The following is a 17,678-nucleotide window of genomic DNA, read 5'->3' on the forward strand; positions in this document are numbered from 1 at the left end:
ACGCGCTCCGAACCTGCTTCCCGCTCCCCGCTCAAAACCCCCATTGTCACCCTCGGCATGCTGGCGGGCTCTTCCAAGTTTTCCAAAGCTGTGCTGGTGCCACGATAGCCCAATAGCGCATCCTCCAGGCTTCCGCTCCGGGCGGCCCAATTCATCGTAGACTGGAAAGACAAGACGGCTAATGGGCGGAACAACGGGGGGGACGCCATACATGATCACCATGGGCCTTCGGGCCGCGCCGAAGTGCGTGACGTTCGCGATCTTCGACAGTGAGGCGAACGAGATCGTCAACGTCGAGGACATCCAGATCCCGGCCGCGTTCGAATGGCCGGTCGCGTTGAAGTACGTGCGCAGCAGCGTGCTCGACGTGTTGCGCGAGTATCGAGTCGAGCGGGCCGGAGTGCGGACCAGCGAGCCGGTTGCGAAGAGCCTGTCCGTAGAGCGCGTCCAGGTCGAGGGGGTGATCCAGGAGGCGTTCGCCAGCAGCGCGCTGGAAGGATATTTCGCCGGTCCGATCGCCGTCGGAGCATCAAGGCTGGCAGTCGACCGGGCGAGCTTCAAGCCGATGACGAAAGAGGGGCGCAACGACATGGAAGTCGACGGGTGGGAGGACATGAGCGAGGTTCGACGCGAGGCCGTGCTCTACGCGATGGGTGCCGCGAATGCTTAGACCTCATCGGCGCGCCGAGGTCGGCTTCGAATACCAGCGCGAGATCGGACAGCACGGCCAGAACAGCCACACCTATCTCGCGCGGGACCATCAGCTGGCCGCCGACATCGTTATCAAGGAGATTGCGAAGACGACGCTGGACACCGGCCGCTTCTTCGCGGAGGCGCAGGCGCTATATGCCAGCACGCACCCGAACGTGGTGCAGATCCACTATGCCTGCGAGGACGACGAGAACGTCTATGTGGCCATGCCGCTGTACCGCAACGGCTCCCTCAAGGATCTTATCTCCCGGCAGTTCCTGACGGTACGCGAGATCGTGACGATCGGCTGCCAGGTACTGGCCGGGCTCCAGCACGTTCACTCCAAGGGCCTCGTCCACTTCGACGTGAAGCCGGACAACGTGCTTCTGTCCGAGCGAGGAGAGGGCCTGCTGTCCGATTTTGGGCTGGCTAGGCCGATCGGGGCCCGCGGAATGGCCGAACAGGACCAATGGTACATCCGTACCCAGCCGCCGGAGGCGACCGGGAGATACGAGTTCCCGCGCACCTTCGACATCTATCAGGTCGGCATGCTGCTGTACCGCATGTGCTGCGGCAACGGTGAGTTCGATCGCCAGTTCGCCGCCTTCCTCCCCGGTGGTGCCTTCGACCGGAATGCGTTCAGGGTGGCCGTCGTGAACGGCCAGTTTCCCGACAGGCGCAGCTTCCCTGCGCACGTCCCCGAGCGCCTGCGCACGGTGGTGCGGAAATGCCTGCAGGTGGATCCGAACGATCGCTTCCAGTCCGCGTTGGAGGTAGCGAACGCGCTGGCCTTAATCGACGACTCGACGCTGGACTGGCGGTACTCCAAACCCGCCGGTTGCCAGCGCTGGGAAAAGAACGTAGAAGGAACAAAGTACGAGTTCGAGCTCGCCGATGCTGGTGGAACGACGTGCTACAAGACGGCGGGCGCGGGGCAGCGCAGGCGGTTCGGCGAGGGCTGCACCGCCGGCATGACCGACAGGCAGGTGAGGACATTTCTCGGAGACCACTGATGGCAAGGGTCAGGAACGATCCCGCGCGATACATCACCCGGTCGGGAAACCTTCCCCCGTTCGACCGGGACGCAGCGCCCTGCCCGAAGAAGAGCGCCGAGCGCGAGCGGAGTTACGCGGAGGCGCCGATCAGCGAGGGTTTCTACATCGATCTTCGGCGGCGGCCGCGCGACTAGCGTACGGCGGGTTCTTGGCTGGATCCGCCGCCGCGGCGAGCGGACCTGAATGGCGGCCGACGATCGAGCTTCATGAACGAAACCATCAACAGCCTGACGGACCGGATCCCTGCGTCGGGAACGACCACGACGCATGCTCACATCTTGCGAAGCGAACGCCCGGCTCGCTATGCGGCGCCGATGCGCCACCACCGCGATGTACTTGCGCTCGACGACGAGAACCTGGAGCGGTTCGTTCGCGACTGGATCGCGCAGAAGAAGTCCAGGTACGTGGAGGTGCAGCGCTTCTCCGGCTCCGGCGACCTCGGGCGGGACGTGGTTGGGTTCAGGACGGCAAGTCGCCACGAAGGGCCCTGGGACAACTACCAGTGCAAGCAATACGGGACCTTGCTGCCCGTTTCGACCGCCCTGCTCGAACTCGGCAAGATCCTTTTCCATTCGGATCAGGGCGAGTTCACGCCACCGACGGCATACGTCTTCGTCGTTCCGAAGGGGATGGGCCGCGACCTCGAAGCACTGGTGAACAAGCCCAGCAAGCTGAAGGCCGAGCTGATCGCCAGGTGGGATGCCGTCTGCGCCAAGAAGATCGTGAAGGGTCGGACGCTGGCGCTCACCGAGTCGCTTCGGGCCATGGTCGACGCCTACGACTTTTCCTGCGTCAGCCGTGTCACCGTCGACGACATCCTGGGGGACGACGACGTCCGTCCGGTGCTGCGGAAGTGGTTCAACACCGATCCCGGCGCCCCGCCCCGCGGCATCGTGCCCCCCAGCGTCGATATCCGCGAGCAGCCGTACCTCGACCAGCTTATCGACGCCTATGGGGAGCGGGCCGGATCGGCATTCTCGGATCACGACGCGGTGTCGGACCATGTCGAGTACGGACCCCATCTTCAGGAGCAGCGCACCCGCTTCTTCGAAGCTGACGCGTTCAACCGCTTCTATCGCGACAACACGCTCGAGGAGGATCTCGAAGCACTGCACGACGAGATGTATCACGGGGTCGTGGGGCCATATCGCGGCAGCCACCCGGATGCGCTCGCCCGCGTGGAGGCCGTCATGTCGCAGGCCGCGACGGTGATGCCGGCAGGCATGCTAGCGAGGCATGCTCGCGTGCCGGTGAAGCAGGGGTTCTGCCACCACTTCGCGAACGACGGGAAGTTCGTGTGGAAGAAGTAGGAGTGCCCGGCGGGTCCGGATCGGTGCCGCTGTTCAACAGCACTTTGGAAACCGGGACGAGGGCGGTTGTCGTCCTTAACGCGGCCTATCCCCGGGCGCTGGACCTGGCCCGCCTGACTTGGTTCGACCATCTGGTGGTGCATACGGCCGATGCCGGCGGGCCGCCGAGTCTCCACCCCTCGCTGCCCGAGCGCTCGGGCGAGTTGCTGGTACGGAGGCGGCTGGTCGAGGATAGTCTCACCTTGATGCGGCGGGCGCACCTGGTGGAGGCCCTGGCCGACGAGAGCGGCGTGTCCTTCCGTGCTGGCGACGCGGCACCGGCGTTCGTGAACCTGATGCGCTCCGAGTATGCCCAGGTCCTGAAGGAGTGCGCGACCTGGCTCGTCGCCGAGTTCGCCGATCTGGACACGGCCGACATGGCGACCAGGATCGAGCGACAGGTCGACAGGTGGGACCTAGAGTTTCGGTCGGACGGTCAGCAGCCGGGCGGCGCGTCGTGACAATGCTCTCCCTACGTCAGCTCGCCTTCACCGGGCCCGCCACGTCGGCCGCGTCGTTGTCGTTCGGCGAAGGTCTCAATCTGCTCTACGGCGCCTCGAACACGGGCAAGTCCTTCGCCACCAAGGCGATCGACTACATGCTCGGCGGGTCCAAGGCACTGCCGGACATCGCCGAGCGTCGCCCGTTCGACCGCGCGTGGCTGGGGCTGGCCACGCCCGGCGGCGACGAGACCATCTCCCGAGCGCTGGCTGGCGGTAACTACAGGTTGCACGACGGCCTGGCGATCGGCGCTGATGCGCCCGGCTCGAATCGCGTGCTCGGCGCCCGGCACGATCCTCACGACGACAACAACATCTCCCGCCACCTGCTCGGCCTGGTCGGCCTCGACGGGCGCCGCATAGCGGTGGACGCGAACGGCAAGCGGCGATCCCTCAGCTTCCGCGACGTGGCCCGGTTCTGCATCGTCGACGAGACCACCATCCAGAGCGAGGGCTCCCCGATCCAGAGCGGGCAGGCCGTGTCTCAGACGGCCGAGCGCAGCACCTTCAAGCTGCTCCTGACGGGCATCGACGACAGCGCCATCGTCGAGGTGGCGGACAGTCGTACGTTCGCGTCATCGATGAACGCCCAGCTGGAGATGCTGGACGATATGATCGCCGCCATCGATGCGGAGATCGAGGCCGACTTTGGCACGACCGAAGACCTTGCCGATCAGGAACGGCGGCTCGACGACAGCTTCGCGGAGGCACAGGCCGATCTCGACGCCGCGCAGGGCTCGATAAGGGAACTGCTGGACCGCAAGCGACAGCTCGGTATCGAGCTCTCGGTGGCTGCAGGTCGGCTCGACGAGATCGACCTCAGCCTCGGTCGGTTTGACCAGCTGGACGGCGTCTATGTGTCGGACATCCAGCGGCTTGAAGCTCTGGAGGAGGCCGGCTTCCTGTTCTCCCTCGGCGGAGACCGGGACTGCCCCCTCTGCGGCGCGGCGCCCGAAGCCCAGCACCATCATCAGGACATTGGCGACGTGGAGCGGGTACGAGGCGCCGCGGCGGCCGAAGCGGCCAAGATCGCCCGTCAGCGAGCGGACCTTCAGCACACGGTGCGCCAGCTCGGCTTGAGCCGACGCCGGATTCTGGAACGACTGTCTCCGCTGCGCGCCGAGCTGTCCGGTACGGAGGACGAGCTGGAGCGGCTTGCGCCAACAGCGACGGCGGCTCGCCGTGCCGTGACAGAGATCATGGAGGTCCGCGATCACGTGAAGCGCGGGCTGTCGCTCGTCGAGCAGCGTGCTTCGCTGCTCGGCAGGCGAGCGGACGTGGCGGCGCGAAAGCCGGCCAGCCGCGGCGAGCGCCCGCGAGTCGGCGTGGATGGCACGACTGCTCATGATTTCGCGCAGACGGTCAGCGGGGTGCTCGCCGCTTGGAAGTTTCCAGGCGATCGGCACGTGTCCTTCGACGACGCGAGCTACGACCTCAGGATCGATGGAAAGCTGCGGGGGCACAATGGCAAGGGCGTCCGGGCCATCACTCACGCGGCCTTCAAGGTGGCCCTGCTGCTGTTCTGTCGCGAGCGAGGCCTCCCGCATCCGGGATTCCTGGTGCTCGACACGCCCCTGCTCACCTATCGGGACCCGATGGAAGACGACAGGCTGGCGGACGACGAGCGCGCGCTGGCAGCATCCTCGCTGAAGCAATACTTCTTCGAACACCTCGCGTCGGTAAGCGACGTTGGTCAGTTCGTCATCGTGGAGAACGTGGATCCGCCCGCCGGGCTCGACCGAATCGCCAACGTCGAGGTCTTCAACGGACTGGGGCAGGGCGGCCGAGCGGGTCTCTTCTAACGCCGTACACTCTCGACAGAACGTACCAAAAACGCGCGTTCAAACCGCTGTGAACGAAGCCGAACAGGCGGCCAAAAAGCTGCCTTTGGATCGTTCCGATGCAGAAGGTCAGGAAGGCGCCCAAGTTGCGGTCGTTCAGGCCGGGGCGTCAAACTCCAGAAAGCCGACCCGACCAACGGCTGACGCCGCCACAGGCCGTCAGAAGCGGCCTCTATGTGGTCCAACAACGATCAGCAGGATAGCGGCAAGAGCGTGTCTCATTTCCGAGCAGAGTATCGAGGGGCCAGGCCGCCCCGGTTTCCGTCGCCGGAAGCTGTCAAAAGCAAGTGCATCTTTGGGTAATCAGGGCGGGGTAGGGGTGCTTCATGCTCCGCCCTCGCAAGCCCGCCAAGCCGGTTCCGTAAACTGGTGCGAGCTCTTCGTCGACGGCGGTCAGGCGCAGATCTGAGCCTCTTCGGGCGGGCCGCGGATGCAGCGGTCCGCCCAAACTCATCAATCGACTGCGATGGCTGTGACGCATGCAGCGACTGCTATGCTGGCCGATTCGCTCGGACCGTAATGAACGAAGGGCTGGTCTCGGGTGACAACTGGGTGACGCCGAACGGCGCCAAATGGGTCGGTCTCGCCGCAGGTGGTCGGGCCGCTCGTGTTCAAAGCCGATCATGGACATGACAGATGGAAACGCGACGGAAGCGGCTCCCGGCACTGAACACACTTTTTCGGCCGAGCCGTTTGTCGTGCTGACGGCCGCTCCCTTCTACGGTGTCGGCTTAACCGGTCCTTTTTGGGTGTTGATGGCTTTGACCTTGGCCATGATCGTGGCCGTGGTTGTATCGTACAGGTTCACAAGGACGAGCTCGACCATATCGAATGCGTCGAACACGTCGTCACGTGTCAGGCCACCCGCGTGGCTACCGCTATTTCCGAGCCATTTCACGGCCAGCAGTATCTCCGCGTTCTTAGGGTCCTTGCCCTCGAACTCCTTGATGCGTTTGTGGAGCGGGACGAAGGCGCCCGGGGCTGATTTGGTAACCCCTTGCTCGTCCATCAGATGTTCGACCGCCTGACGAACCTGATTGGCCGCTCCCTCGGCACTTTGCCAGATCAGGCCAGCTGCTTCACGAAGGGCCTCCTTGACCAGCTCCGGTGAATCCTCGGGCGGGCGGATGGGGAGAGGCGCGGGTGATAGGCTTCGTGGCTTCAGGCGCTCGTTAAATTCCTGCGTTGGCTCGCCGTCGTAGTCGTAACTATACTCTTCTACGATCGACACATCACCAAGAACGGCGACTAGATCACCGCAGTTGGCGAAATTGCACGTCAGCAGGGCCGCGAAACGGCGTTCGATCCATTCGGGATCCCACGCATCATGCTCGTGAGCTGCCTTGCTTGGGCCGGTCTCCTGATTCAGCAGCGCGTCCTTGTCTGCCTTGAGGTGACCCTTGCCGCATGTCGGGCACGGCCAGTCGGGCAACGTAGTGAAAGTGGTAGCGAAGAGCGTGCGATCGACCGTCATGGGTCGATCATACAGAAATTTCTTCGACGGGCGCGAAAAACGATCCAGCCGTTTGAACGAAGCCCCCCTAATCGCCGGCACGAGCCGACAGCGGCTCGTCGGCTAACCAGGCTTTGGCACCGGTTCTACAGCTGATCGCCGCGGGAGCTGACCACGACGAACGAGATGAACGAATGGCAGAATTTGAGACGCGGACAGAGCGGTCGAGATGACCGCTGTTGGGTCGTGCGGCCGCGCCGACTAACGATCGTGTCCGGACATCCGCCTCTCCGGAATGATCGGCTCTAGCAGACATCAAAGTGTGGCTACTGGGCTGCGACGGCCAGACCCTCAAGGCGCATTTGGAGCCCGGGTCGCTCCGCTTATCGTCTCAGGCGGTTTGGCTGCGATTGAAATGACTCGGTCCCCACGCTATACTAACAAGGCTCTTGGCAGGAGCATGGCACTCGCCGTTCCAAAGCTGCTGGCAGCGCTGTCGTTGATCGTGACACGACCCTTTCAACAGGCTTTTTCCGGCTTGAGAGGCGGTTGGCGAGTGACGCTTGCGACTTCAAGCCAGGAGAAAGACCATGGTGATTGACGATCTGCGTCCGACGACCCTCGCTGGCGTCAAGAGTCTCGCCGCCCAACTCAGCAAAGAGCGCGGCATGCAGCATTTGAAGGCCCTCGATCTCGCGGCGCGCGCAGCGGACTGCGAGAATTTTAGGCATGCCAGACGAACCCTGCCCGCGCGGGGAACCGGCGTGCAGCACCCCTATGTGCTTCTGACCATCTACTGGACCGATAAGGACAAGAGGTGGCAAGCGGGACGCGAGACGCTCAGCATCGAGCTCGCCCGCCCGATCCTCAACACCTGCAGCCGGACCTTGCTGAAGCAGGTCCGTGGCTTCGGCAATCTGCGCATGGCGGCGCCTGATCATTTCGTATGCGACACAATTGCGGCAAATCAGGACTATGCCCGCGAGCGGCTGACGACGGCCGAGCGGTCGCTACGCTTTATGGAGCGGACCGGGCTGATGCCCACGCGCGACTTCCGCCGCGCCTACCCGAACGGCCAAGCCGACGACAAATTGCCCGGCAGCGACCATTCGACCAACTGGGTCGATCCGGCGACCGGTCAGTTCATCCTCGTCGACGAACCCTATCGCCGCGCGCCCGATAGTGCCGAACGCGCGGACTGGATGGCGCGCACAGGATGGCGGGTGACCGCGACGAACTGGCCTGGCATGTATTATCCGCACAGCTGCGAGCTCCATGTCGCGACCGATGTGCGAACCGGCTACGATCTCGATGCGCTGGTCGCGAAAATTGAGGCGATGCCCGCTCCGCTACTTGCCAAGGACTGGGCTGGCGTATCCGCCGCCGGTTGGGAGACTTTCGTCAGCCCGAAGGCGAAGACGCCGCAGGATCATCGCCGCGCGCGCTGCCGAGGCACGATCTACCCGTTGGCGACCAGGACCTCGGTTCCCTACAGCTACAATATGGGCTGCGAGCGGCGGCGGCCGAACGGCACGATGCCGGTCGCGGGGCATATCGACGTCGGCAGCATCATCAAGGCGGTGCTCCGAACCCGGCACCGTCCTCACGGCGTCTATCGCCGCCTGAACTCGCTTCGCTCGACGCTCGAAGACTGGTTCAGCTTGGAAATCGGGCGTGGACAGATGGAAGGACCTGAATTCTTCGACGTGTATTATCGCGAGGGCGAAGGTGAGAACCCCTATGTCGAGCGTGCCAGCTCGAAAGATGGCGTGCTCGGGCTGCTCGCCGAGCTGAAGGCGAAGCTCCAGGCTGCGTATCCGGACAGCGCGCCGCTGCGCGCCGAATTGCATCTCGTCGCCATGTCGATCAGGCTGGTCGAGCGGATGAAGGCGAACGCGGACTGACCGGTCACGCCGGACGACGCGCTTGACGGCGCGTCGTCCGGCGCCGGCTCGACGTCATCGGGCATATAGAGCGTTTTCACGCCCGCCTTGAGCGCAGTGAGCGCATCGGCGACGCCGTTAGAAATTCTACCAGGCCACATTAACGAGCGTCTGAAGCTGGGACGCGGGATCGGTGGGCCAAACGTCCACTTGTGGGTCATTCAGGTGCGCGTCCTCAATGGCGTCCATTGCGGAACCTGCTGGTCTTGCGACAGCCGCAGTCGCCGCCAGTCCAGCGCATCGTAGACGTCATCGCCGCTCAGACCAGCAGCCAGAGGTAGGGCTGCTGCCGCTTCGTGGAGGAAACGTGGCCTGAGCGCGTCATCGTCCAGGTACGCCGCTTTCCACCACCCGAGGACCCGTTGTCGGGCGTTCGCCATCGCCGTGGCGGATGGCAGGCGGTCACGCTTTTCGTGCTGATTGACACGGGTGTGGGCCGGCATGAGGTTCCAGAGGTCGCCGCACGGCCAGACCGACCAGGGCAAGCAGTGATCGATGTCAAACGTGTTCGCCCTAAGCGGCTGTCCCGTCCACACGCACTCCATCGGATGCCCATCCTCGAGCAGCCGCCTCGCGACAACACGGCCAAGAGCCGTGGTGCGCACCGGCTCGGCCCAGGCAAGTGCCGTCTCTGCCGCACCGGGAGCGATCGCCAGACCCATTCGGTCAGCATAAGCGCGGCTGAGCCGGGCCCATTCGGCTACCAGCATAGGTTCGATCCAGGTACCGAAGCGTGACATGGCCCGCCACAAATGACCGGGTACTTCAATCAGCCCCCGGCCGCGCAGTGTCTCAAGGTCGAGGACCGTTGCGGACGCGTAGCCCCGGCGTCCGCGGGTCCACCCGAACACCTGCGCATCGCTGTTGGGATAGCGGGTATGGGTTGCCGGCATTTTGGCGATCGTGTGGGCCGCCCGAGTCAGGGCGGAAGCGATGGCTTGGGCGTGATCGCCGGTAAAGACGGCGCCCACCCGCAGTTCTACTGGTGCTGTGCCGAGGGCCAGAAGCGCCTCAAACCCGTCTTTGGCGAACCCCAGCCGCTCGGTCCCGATGTTTCCCGGCATTTGCGGGAGCTTCGCCCGCACCAGGGGCAGGTACATCCTCAGCCAATTAAGTGCGACCATACCGAGCGGCACCTCGACCGCATCCCGGCCGTCGGGCGCCGGCGTAGCCGCAGCAGGCGCATACTCGGCAATCCGGGCCACGGCTCGGAGCAGCGCCAACTTGTAGGTAGACGATTTCTCGTCGGACAGAACGATGCCCCTCACAAGTGGGAGTGCGCCGGTCCCGTCATCGGGCATGCGAAGTGCCATGACGTCCCAGGTCACGCCGACGCGTCCGCCCTGATCCTTAGAAGCCGCGATCCGGAGCACCTCCAACCCGTGTGCCCGAGCTAGACCTTCGATCTCAGCGGTTGAGGTCGAGTGCATCTGCATCCCGGCCGGAGCGGGGCCATGGCGGAGCGTCATCACCAGCACGCCGCCCGGCTTCATCAACGTCGCGAGTTTGCGGAAGGCGCGTGCTCGATCGCCTGGGACGACATGCTGCCAAACGGCTGATAGCAGCACGAGGTCGTAAGCAAGCCCGGGCCCATGGACATGGTCGAGCGAGGGCAGGGCATCGCTCACCCACCGGATGCCGTCGCTTCCGTGCTTCTCGCCTGCGATCCGGCGCATCTCGGCAGCAGGCTCTGCTGCCACAACCTCATAGCCGAGCGAGGTCAGCCAAGCCGCATCACGCCCGGTGCCGGCGCCAACATCGAGCGCCAGTCTGCCGTCACTGCCACGGGGAATGACCGGCAGCACCTCGGACAACATCCGCTCGGATAAGACTGCCTCATATCGCTCAGCCAAAACATGAGCCTGCCCGTCATAATTCGCGATGACGTCCAGGTAGGTGGTCACGCGTCGAGGCCCGCGAAGCGGGCGCGGTGACGAGCAACGTAATCGGGGCGAGGGTGGAGCCGCGGATCGGCGGGCAAGTGCACGCGCTCGCCCGGCTGCGGGAACAGCCGGATCAGTTCGGATGGTACCTTGTTATGCGAGACCAACAGCCGGCACTCCTCGTCAAGGCTGATGAGGTGCCGATCGAACAGCCAGTGGGCCGTTGCGGAGAGAGCAATGCCGTTCTGGACTACGTCCGGCCCACCATCGGCGACACTCCAGATGTGGGCAGCCTGAGCCTCGGCCTTGCCGCCGCCATTCACCATGCGCAGACCCGTCACCGCGCAGCGATTGTTATAGGCGTCGAGCACATGGCCGCGGAAGGCTGCGCTGCGCACCTTGCGGTTGACAAGCAGCTGAGCGATTCGCCGCTCGTCAGGCGGTGAGGCTAGCAATGCAGCCGTGGGCGCATCGATGTGCCGTGGATCGAGCTCGAGCCGGACCGCGTGTTCGGGGGACAGCGTGTCGACGAGCCCGCGGTTCACGATGGCGGCAAAGTCGGCATCGTCGAGGGCGCGTACCGATCGGCCGCGTAATGCTCGACCAGCGATGGCCGGGTTGTCCAACTCCCGCAGCATGCGCTCGAGAAAGCGACCGTCCTGATCGCGATAGGGTACAGGTCGGTCAAATTCGATGAAGTCGCTGATGCGGGCATAGAAGAGCGTGCGGTCGGCAGGATCAGGATCGATGCTCTGCACCAGACCGGCCGCGACATAGGCCTTGCGGCCCCCAGCCGAGCCGGTTTCCCGATAGACGATCCAGTCCCCGATGCATGCCTCAGCGGCGCGAAGATAGATGCGTGGGAAATGGTACCGCTCAGCGATGAGGTCGTCGTAGCGCGACACACCGCTGATCTCGAAAACGCCCTTCATGCGCGTCATGTTGGCGGCATAATTTGGCGACGGCAATCTGATCCGATTAGCGTGTTCGGCCCGCAGCGATGAACCATCCACGCCGGGGCAGGCGACCGAGACCGGGCTCGCTCAAGCGGCCCTGCATGACCGCGTCACAAGTGAAGGGAAATGACGTGCCCGCGTCGGCCCGGCGACCAGGATCAAGGGTTACAAGCTGAACACGCTAACTCGGGTTCGCCGAAGGTGCCGCGGTAAGTGCAACGGTAGCGTGCAGAGTGGCCTTTGGCAGAAGATCACCCCGAAGATGCTGCCTTAGCGCGTCAAAGTAACGGTCGATCGCAGCCATCGCATCAGCCAGGTAATCTGGCGTCAGATGCTCGTACTTGCTCGTGGTGTCGCTCGGGAGGTGACCCGCGATCATCGAACGCTGCTCCTTCGGAACACCCTGGTAGGCCAACCAAGTAAGGGTCGTATGGCGGAGGGTTTTCGGTGTTGCTCCGAGAATGCCAAGGTCCGAGCAGATCTTGTTCCAAGCCGTTTTGATCGACACCGTGTCCTTCTCGAAGTGGGTTGGCCCGCCCTCGATCTGGTTCTTCGGCGCGATTGGCGCCCGATACTTGATGATCTTGCCCGTTTCCTGAACCCACGGCCGTACGTGGCGGGATAGCGGCACGATAACGCGCCGCTTTCGGTCATGAATGCGGCCGGGGTGGTTCGGATCGATGAAACCGTGCTTCAGGTCGATGTTGTAGTCCTGCAATTCGAGAATGGCTTCAGGTCGTCCCGCGGTTCCAAGCGCGATGATGATGTAGCGCAGCACATGCTCCCGTTCCGGAACGCAGGCGCAAGCGTTGATGATGCTTGCGACCTCTTGGATGGAGAGTACCCGCTCACGGGAACGCGGCTTCTCGCGTGCGGGCACATCCGCGATGAAGGGCACGGTCTCGACAAGTTGGTTTTTGCGAGCCCAATTCAGAGCGCCGCGAAGGGCCGCGAGGTCGCGGCTGATGCCATGTCCGCCGACACCTGCCGCTCGACGCCAGGCGATGAAGCGTTGCACCAGGTGCGGGCTGATGGTCGAAACCGTAACGGCAGGCGCAAGCCGACCGACCCGCTGCTCTTGCGCGAAGAACTCGCTCCAGAGGACTGCGGAATCCGCATAACGGCGTGGTGCGGCCAGCGTCGACACGTGGAGCTTGAGCCACTCCGCCATCAGGTGCTCGACCAACGCCTCAGCCGGTTTCGCCTGTTGCGGCGTTTGGGCCTCGATGTGGTGGGCGGCGATCGCGTCTAAAGCTTCTTGGGGCGGCCGATTTGGAGTGCCGCCGCTAACATTGATTGCCTTGCGGCGGGTGACTGCTCCTCCGGGGTTGCTGGCGGACTTTGGTTCGAGCCAGCAGATGGACCAGAACTTCGTGTCCGGCCTCTGGTAGAGCCAGAACCGGCCAACTTGGTGACGTTTGCGGTCGCGGGCGCGCATAGTCGCTCGAGCTCCTCAGCTTCAATTTGGGAGAGCGCCTCGAGGACACGACGATCGAACAGGACGCGCATCTGCTCCGGGTCGAGGTGAAGCCGTCGACCGGTTCGGAGCGCGCTGTGCAGCTTGCGGCGGAGTTCGAAAACAGGGTGTTCGAGACGGGGAAAACGCATGACGACCTTCGCTCTTGCTTGCGTGGCTTCCAGGTCGCGTCGCTCGCCCGCCCGAGCTTCGCTTCCTTTCCTCTCTCCCGTTTGTGACGCTCGCTCAGGCCGAGGCGCGCAGGCCTCCGGCCGGCCTGAACTCACCGAGCTTCTCCTCCCGCTCGATCAGTTCATCGATGTGGCTTGCGATCCGCTGGGCGACGAACTTCGCCACCGCCGGCCCCCAGCGCGGATCGACCCGATCGCTGCTCTCGCCGAGCTCGGCCGCGAGCGCATCCGGCAGTGCGGCGACGAGCGTTTCGAGAAACGCTGCCATTCCGGATCGCGACCAATCACTGGCGAGATCGCGACGATCGAAGATTGCAAGGGTGAGGGCGCCGCGTGCCGGCAGGCCGGCGGCGGTCAGCATCGAGCCGGCTTCCTCAAGGCTGAGGTGCCGCGTGCCCTTCAGTGTGCGGCAGATCTGGTCTTTCGACAGGCCGACCTGGGCTGCGAGGTCGCGCTGGCTGATCCCGGCCTGGTCGACCAGATCGCCGACAATAATGTGCAGCGGTGTCGAGGACAGGGCTGCCGGACTGCTCGTAAGTGCCACTACTCCATCTCCAAGGGTGTGAGTCGCGCGCAGGATAACAAGCAGCGGGGCTGTAGGAAAACAAAACAGGAACATCCTAGCGGCGAGTAGAACGCGCGTTCGCTAGGGTCTGCTGTCCCTGGCGACCGATCCAGCAGTGGAAGTGGCCAGAATCAGGAGAGAAGAGCGATTCGCTAAGCCGGTCGCGGCGGCCGGGTTGGGCGGGCATTCCGGCGCGACTTGGATCGCGGTCGGCTAGGAAACTTCACATGAGCAGCGCGATCCCTGTCGCGCATTCCGCGACCGAGCGGCTGATATGTTCTCCGGATGTTCCTTTTCGTTGAGCCCGGCCGGAGCCAGCGTGAAGGTGGCTCTGCGGTCGAAGAACGGCCGCGGCGACCAACCCCACGGAGACGCTCTCGATGCGCAGCCTCACTCTCCCGCTGACCCGTGCCGGCCTCGGCCGGGCCAGCGACTATCTCATCCCGGCGATCGGCCTCATGGCCGTGGCGAGCGCGGCCTATGCCGGCGCCGACACGACCTTCGGTCCGGCGCTCACCAAGTTCACCGACTTTCTGGAGGGCTCGGGCGGCAAGATCATCGCCGTGCTCAGCCTGGCCGGCGGTCTCATCGGCATGGCGTCCGGCCGGTTCACGCTGGCGCAGGTGGCGGTGCCCGTCGCCGTCGGCATCGGCGTCGGCACGGGCGTGCCGATCGTCACCTCCACCGTGACCGCGATCATCTGATCGCGGCGGCGAGGGCGGCGCAGCGCACATGACTGACAAGTACCTTGTCCCCCGGCGGCTCGACGATCCGGAGCTCATCGGCCTTTGGACCCTGGACGAATTCCTGGGGCTCGCGGCGCCGTTCGCCTGGGGCATCTTCTCCCAGCACATTCTGCTGGGTCTCGTGGGTGCCGGAGGAGCGTGGTTCGCGCTTCGCAAGGCCAAGGCTGGCCGGGCCAGTTCCTGGATCATCCACGCGGCCTACTGGTACCTGGGGGCAAGCTTCGTCAGGCTTCGCGCCACGCCGCCCTCCCACTGCCGCCGGCTCGCCGGCTGAGGAGAGGGGCTCCATGCTGTCCGATATCGCGCATCAGCGCAGCCAGTCGTTGCTTCGCCAGCGCAAGGTGCTCGTCGTCGCCGCCGCGGCCTCGTTCCTGGCCAATCTCGCACTGCTGACCGCGCTCAGCGGCCGCGACCGCGAGGTGATCCTGCAGCCGGTCACGACCCGGCCTTTGGCGATCAGCTCGTCGGGCGTTTCGGCCGACTATCTCGAGCTGGTGACGCGCGACGTCGCGCTGATGCTGCTCAACCGCTCGCCCACCGGGCTCGACTACTGGATGGAGCAGATCCTGAAGGTGGCGGACCCGTCCGCCTACGGGGCGCTCAAGGCCGAGCTGGTCAAGATCGTCACCGAGCAGCGCGGCTCGGATCTGGCCCAAGCCTTCGTGATCACCGGCATGACCGTCGATCCCAAGGGCCTAAGTTCCACTGTCGAAGGTGACCTCAAGACCTTCGTCGGCGGTCAGGTCATCGCCAGCGAGAAGAAGCGGTTCCGGTTCGGCTGGACGTACGTGGGCCTGCGCCTCTCGCTCTCGAGCTTCGCGCTCATCCCCGATCACCCAAAGACCTCAAGGGAGGCGCTCCAATGATCGCCACGACACCCGCCTGCCTGCTGGGCGCAGGGGCGATGACCTTAGCTGCGGGCACGTCCCGGCCGCGCGACATCAGCCTGAGGCCGCTTGGGCTCGCGCTGATCGGTGCCGCCATCGCGCTCGCCGCAACACCGGCCTGGGCTGACCAGTATCGGCAGGCCGCCGACAATGCGCAGGTCGACTGCGTCGTCTCCAACCATGAGCTGACCCGCATCAGCCTGGTCGGCGACGCCTTCGCCAGCGTCAGCAAGATCACGACCGGCTACCCGTACAACGACTTCACCGTCACGAATGAGCCGGTCCGCGGTGACATCTACCTGTCGGTGCCCGAGGGGTTCGCGCCGGGGCGGCTGAGCTTCTTCGCCACCAGCCGCAAGGGCTATGTCTACAAGTTCGCCTGCAGCGTCGGCGGACCCGAGGCTGAGCAGATCTTCGTCTCAAACCCGGCCATCGCCGGCGAGAAAGCGCAGGCCTGGGAAGCCAAGTCCAGCCCACGCGATGCCGCGGTGCGCCTCGTCCAGGCCATGGCCGCGAACAGCGCACCCGACGGCTACACGATGCGGCAGGTCGCGGCGGCGCCGACGCGCATCGGTGACGTCACCGTCCGCTTGATTGCGGAGTTCCGGGGTGCTGCGCTTACCGGCAAGGTCCTGCGCATCGACAATCGCAGCGCCAAGCCGGTCACAATCGACCCGGCGCAGCTGACGCCGGCAGGCAGCCTCGCAGTCAGCGTAACCGATCGCGAGCTGGCGCCCCATGGCGCGACGACGCTCTACGTCGTCCAGGACGGGAGTGCGGGCGCATGAGCGAGCTCGGCACCGCACCCGCCGCGTCCACCGGCCAGGAAAGCGTCACTGCGCTCGGCGCACTCAACGCCAAGACCCGCGCGCGCCAGCGCATGCTGCTGCTCGGCGGCGGCGGCTCGGCAGCGATGCTCGCGCTCTGGTTCGTGTTCGGCGGCAGCGGCCACCACACGACCGCGGCCGACGCCCCGCAGAAGATCGAGACCGACGGCATCGTCAATCGCGACCTCAGTCAGAAGGAGTTCGTCGCGATCTACGGCAACCGGCTGGATGCGCAGGCGCGCCAGCTGAAGGTGCTCGAGGAGAACCGCGCGGTTTCGCCCGAGGTCCAGGCCAAGCTCGACGCGCTCGCCGCCGAGAACCAGGCGATGAAGACCGACGGCACCAAGACGATCGACGCACTGACGCAGGAGAACGCGACCCTCCGCGGCGAGCTGACGCGCGCTCAGTCGCAGCCGGCACCGACGCCGGCCGCCGCGCCGATGCCTCTACGCGATCCGTCGATCCCGTCGGGCTCGCCGCTCGACCCGAGCAACGGTGCCGGTCCTTCGGGTGCGGCGCTGCCGGCAGCCGCCGAGCGGCAGGTGAAGACGGTCTCGTTCACCAGCGGCACTGGCGAAACCGGCGCCACGGCCAAGACGGGCCTGAGGGCCGGGCGCCCGACCGCTCCCGCGATCGAGGTCGAGGACAGCCCCGATTATCTGCCGCCGAACAGCTACGCGCCGGCGCGCGTGCTAGTCGGCGTCGACGCTTCGGCCGGCGTCGCCAGCCAGACCGATCCGCTGCCGGTCGTGCTGCGGATCACCGGTCCGGCGCGCTCGGTCGTCAAGGACGGCAAGCTGCTCACCACCCGCCTTCAGGGCTGCGTCGTCAACGGCGCGGCACGCGGCGACCTCTCGGCCGAGAAGGTCTACGTCAAGCTCCAGAAGATGACCTGCGACCAGCCGGGCGGCCGGGTCGCGGTGAGCGAGGTCAAGGGCTTCATCAGCTTCGCCGGCAAGACCGGCGTGCGGGGCCGGGTCGTCAGCCGCGAGGGCAGCCTTGTCAGCCAGGCGCTGCTCGCCGGCATTGTCGGCGGGTTCGGGCGCGGCTTCTCGGCCAATGCGAACAGCGTCTTCTCCGGGATCACCACCGGAGTCGACGGCAAGCGCCAGCAGCTCTCGGGCGGCGACATCGTTCAGGGCGGTCTCGGTCAAGGCGTCGCTGACGCTGCGGACTCGGTATCCAAGTATCTGATCGAGCGCGCCGAACAATATCAGCCAGTCGTGGAGATGCCGACCGGCATCGATGTCGAGATCGTCTTCCTCGACGGCGTCTATGTGAGGAACTCCCAATGATTTCTGCTGACACTCGACTTGGCCGCGAGCTGGCCAGGATG

The 17,678-nt window shown here is 65.1% G+C and carries 17 protein-coding genes; 12 read left to right on the forward strand and 5 right to left on the reverse strand.

Going from position 1 to position 17,678, the window contains the following annotated elements:
• Positions 1-211 precede the first annotated feature (211 nt).
• The 6 genes from VPH46_RS09405 to VPH46_RS09430 all read left to right on the forward strand — a co-directional run bounded on the left by VPH46_RS09405 (position 212) and on the right by VPH46_RS09430 (position 5,396).
• Positions 212-670, forward strand: coding sequence for a hypothetical protein (locus tag VPH46_RS09405; protein ID WP_416610714.1), 459 nt, complete (start codon positions 212-214; stop codon positions 668-670).
• Entirely contained in the window at positions 663-1,703 is a 1,041-nt protein-coding gene (locus tag VPH46_RS09410) for a serine/threonine-protein kinase (RefSeq protein WP_239434679.1), read from the forward strand. The genes VPH46_RS09405 and VPH46_RS09410 overlap by 8 nt, the downstream gene beginning before the upstream one ends.
• On the forward strand, positions 1,703-1,879 hold the full coding sequence (locus VPH46_RS09415) for a hypothetical protein (protein WP_239434680.1): 177 nt from the start codon (positions 1,703-1,705) through the stop codon (positions 1,877-1,879). The genes VPH46_RS09410 and VPH46_RS09415 overlap by 1 nt, the downstream gene beginning before the upstream one ends.
• Positions 1,880-2,059: 180 nt before the next feature.
• Positions 2,060-3,055 (forward strand): ABC-three component system protein, encoded by a 996-nt coding sequence (locus VPH46_RS09420; protein ID WP_239434681.1) that lies wholly within the window; start codon positions 2,060-2,062, stop codon positions 3,053-3,055.
• A gap of 23 nt (positions 3,056-3,078) precedes the next feature.
• A complete protein-coding gene (locus VPH46_RS09425; RefSeq protein ID WP_416610717.1) occupies positions 3,079-3,555 on the forward strand; it encodes an ABC-three component system middle component 2 in 477 nt (158 codons plus the stop codon).
• A complete protein-coding gene (locus VPH46_RS09430) occupies positions 3,552-5,396 on the forward strand; it encodes a hypothetical protein (RefSeq protein WP_416610719.1) in 1,845 nt (614 codons plus the stop codon). Before VPH46_RS09425 ends, VPH46_RS09430 begins: the two co-directional genes overlap by 4 nt.
• Positions 5,397-6,153: 757 nt before the next feature.
• On the opposite strand, the gene VPH46_RS09435 is transcribed toward VPH46_RS09430, so the two are convergent.
• Positions 6,154-6,909 carry a DUF4145 domain-containing protein gene (locus tag VPH46_RS09435; RefSeq protein WP_416610721.1) on the reverse strand — a complete coding sequence of 252 codons (756 nt, stop codon included), beginning with the start codon at positions 6,907-6,909 and terminating at the stop codon, positions 6,154-6,156.
• A 569-nt stretch (positions 6,910-7,478) separates the two neighbouring features.
• Here VPH46_RS09435 and VPH46_RS09440 point away from each other — a divergent pair.
• Complete coding sequence (locus tag VPH46_RS09440; protein ID WP_416610723.1) at positions 7,479-8,792, forward strand: DUF5623 domain-containing protein; 1,314 nt, start codon at positions 7,479-7,481, stop codon at positions 8,790-8,792.
• A 200-nt stretch (positions 8,793-8,992) separates the two neighbouring features.
• On the opposite strand, the gene VPH46_RS09445 is transcribed toward VPH46_RS09440, so the two are convergent.
• The 4 genes from VPH46_RS09445 to VPH46_RS09460 all read right to left on the reverse strand — a co-directional run bounded on the left by VPH46_RS09445 (position 8,993) and on the right by VPH46_RS09460 (position 13,936).
• On the reverse strand, positions 8,993-10,735 hold the full coding sequence (locus tag VPH46_RS09445; protein WP_416610725.1) for a methyltransferase domain-containing protein: 1,743 nt from the start codon (positions 10,733-10,735) through the stop codon (positions 8,993-8,995).
• Positions 10,732-11,646, reverse strand: coding sequence for an HNH endonuclease (locus tag VPH46_RS09450; RefSeq protein WP_416610727.1), 915 nt, complete (start codon positions 11,644-11,646; stop codon positions 10,732-10,734). Before VPH46_RS09450 ends, VPH46_RS09445 begins: the two co-directional genes overlap by 4 nt.
• Positions 11,647-11,851: 205 nt before the next feature.
• Complete coding sequence (locus VPH46_RS09455; protein WP_416610729.1) at positions 11,852-13,108, reverse strand: tyrosine-type recombinase/integrase; 1,257 nt, start codon at positions 13,106-13,108, stop codon at positions 11,852-11,854.
• A gap of 264 nt (positions 13,109-13,372) precedes the next feature.
• Positions 13,373-13,936, reverse strand: coding sequence for a hypothetical protein (locus VPH46_RS09460; RefSeq protein ID WP_416610731.1), 564 nt, complete (start codon positions 13,934-13,936; stop codon positions 13,373-13,375).
• 326 nt (positions 13,937-14,262) lie between these two features.
• Between VPH46_RS09460 and VPH46_RS09465 the strand changes: the two genes are divergently transcribed.
• The 5 genes from VPH46_RS09465 to VPH46_RS09485 are packed head-to-tail and all read left to right on the forward strand — an operon-like array spanning position 14,263 to position 17,637.
• On the forward strand, positions 14,263-14,586 hold the full coding sequence (locus tag VPH46_RS09465; RefSeq protein ID WP_096342265.1) for a hypothetical protein: 324 nt from the start codon (positions 14,263-14,265) through the stop codon (positions 14,584-14,586).
• A 28-nt stretch (positions 14,587-14,614) separates the two neighbouring features.
• Positions 14,615-14,902 carry a type IV conjugative transfer system protein TraL gene (gene traL / locus VPH46_RS09470; RefSeq protein ID WP_097064904.1) on the forward strand — a complete coding sequence of 96 codons (288 nt, stop codon included), beginning with the start codon at positions 14,615-14,617 and terminating at the stop codon, positions 14,900-14,902.
• A gap of 13 nt (positions 14,903-14,915) precedes the next feature.
• Positions 14,916-15,494, forward strand: coding sequence for a type IV conjugative transfer system protein TraE (locus VPH46_RS09475; RefSeq protein ID WP_096342263.1), 579 nt, complete (start codon positions 14,916-14,918; stop codon positions 15,492-15,494).
• Complete coding sequence (locus VPH46_RS09480; protein WP_416610734.1) at positions 15,491-16,303, forward strand: type-F conjugative transfer system secretin TraK; 813 nt, start codon at positions 15,491-15,493, stop codon at positions 16,301-16,303. The genes VPH46_RS09475 and VPH46_RS09480 overlap by 4 nt, the downstream gene beginning before the upstream one ends.
• On the forward strand, positions 16,300-17,637 hold the full coding sequence (locus VPH46_RS09485) for a TrbI/VirB10 family protein (protein ID WP_416610735.1): 1,338 nt from the start codon (positions 16,300-16,302) through the stop codon (positions 17,635-17,637). Before VPH46_RS09480 ends, VPH46_RS09485 begins: the two co-directional genes overlap by 4 nt.
• Positions 17,638-17,678 lie beyond the last annotated feature (41 nt).

The organism is Sphingomonas sp. MJ1 (PH-R8) (assembly GCF_048058635.1).
In the GTDB taxonomy this organism is placed as follows: Bacteria; Pseudomonadota; Alphaproteobacteria; order Sphingomonadales; family Sphingomonadaceae; genus Sphingomonas.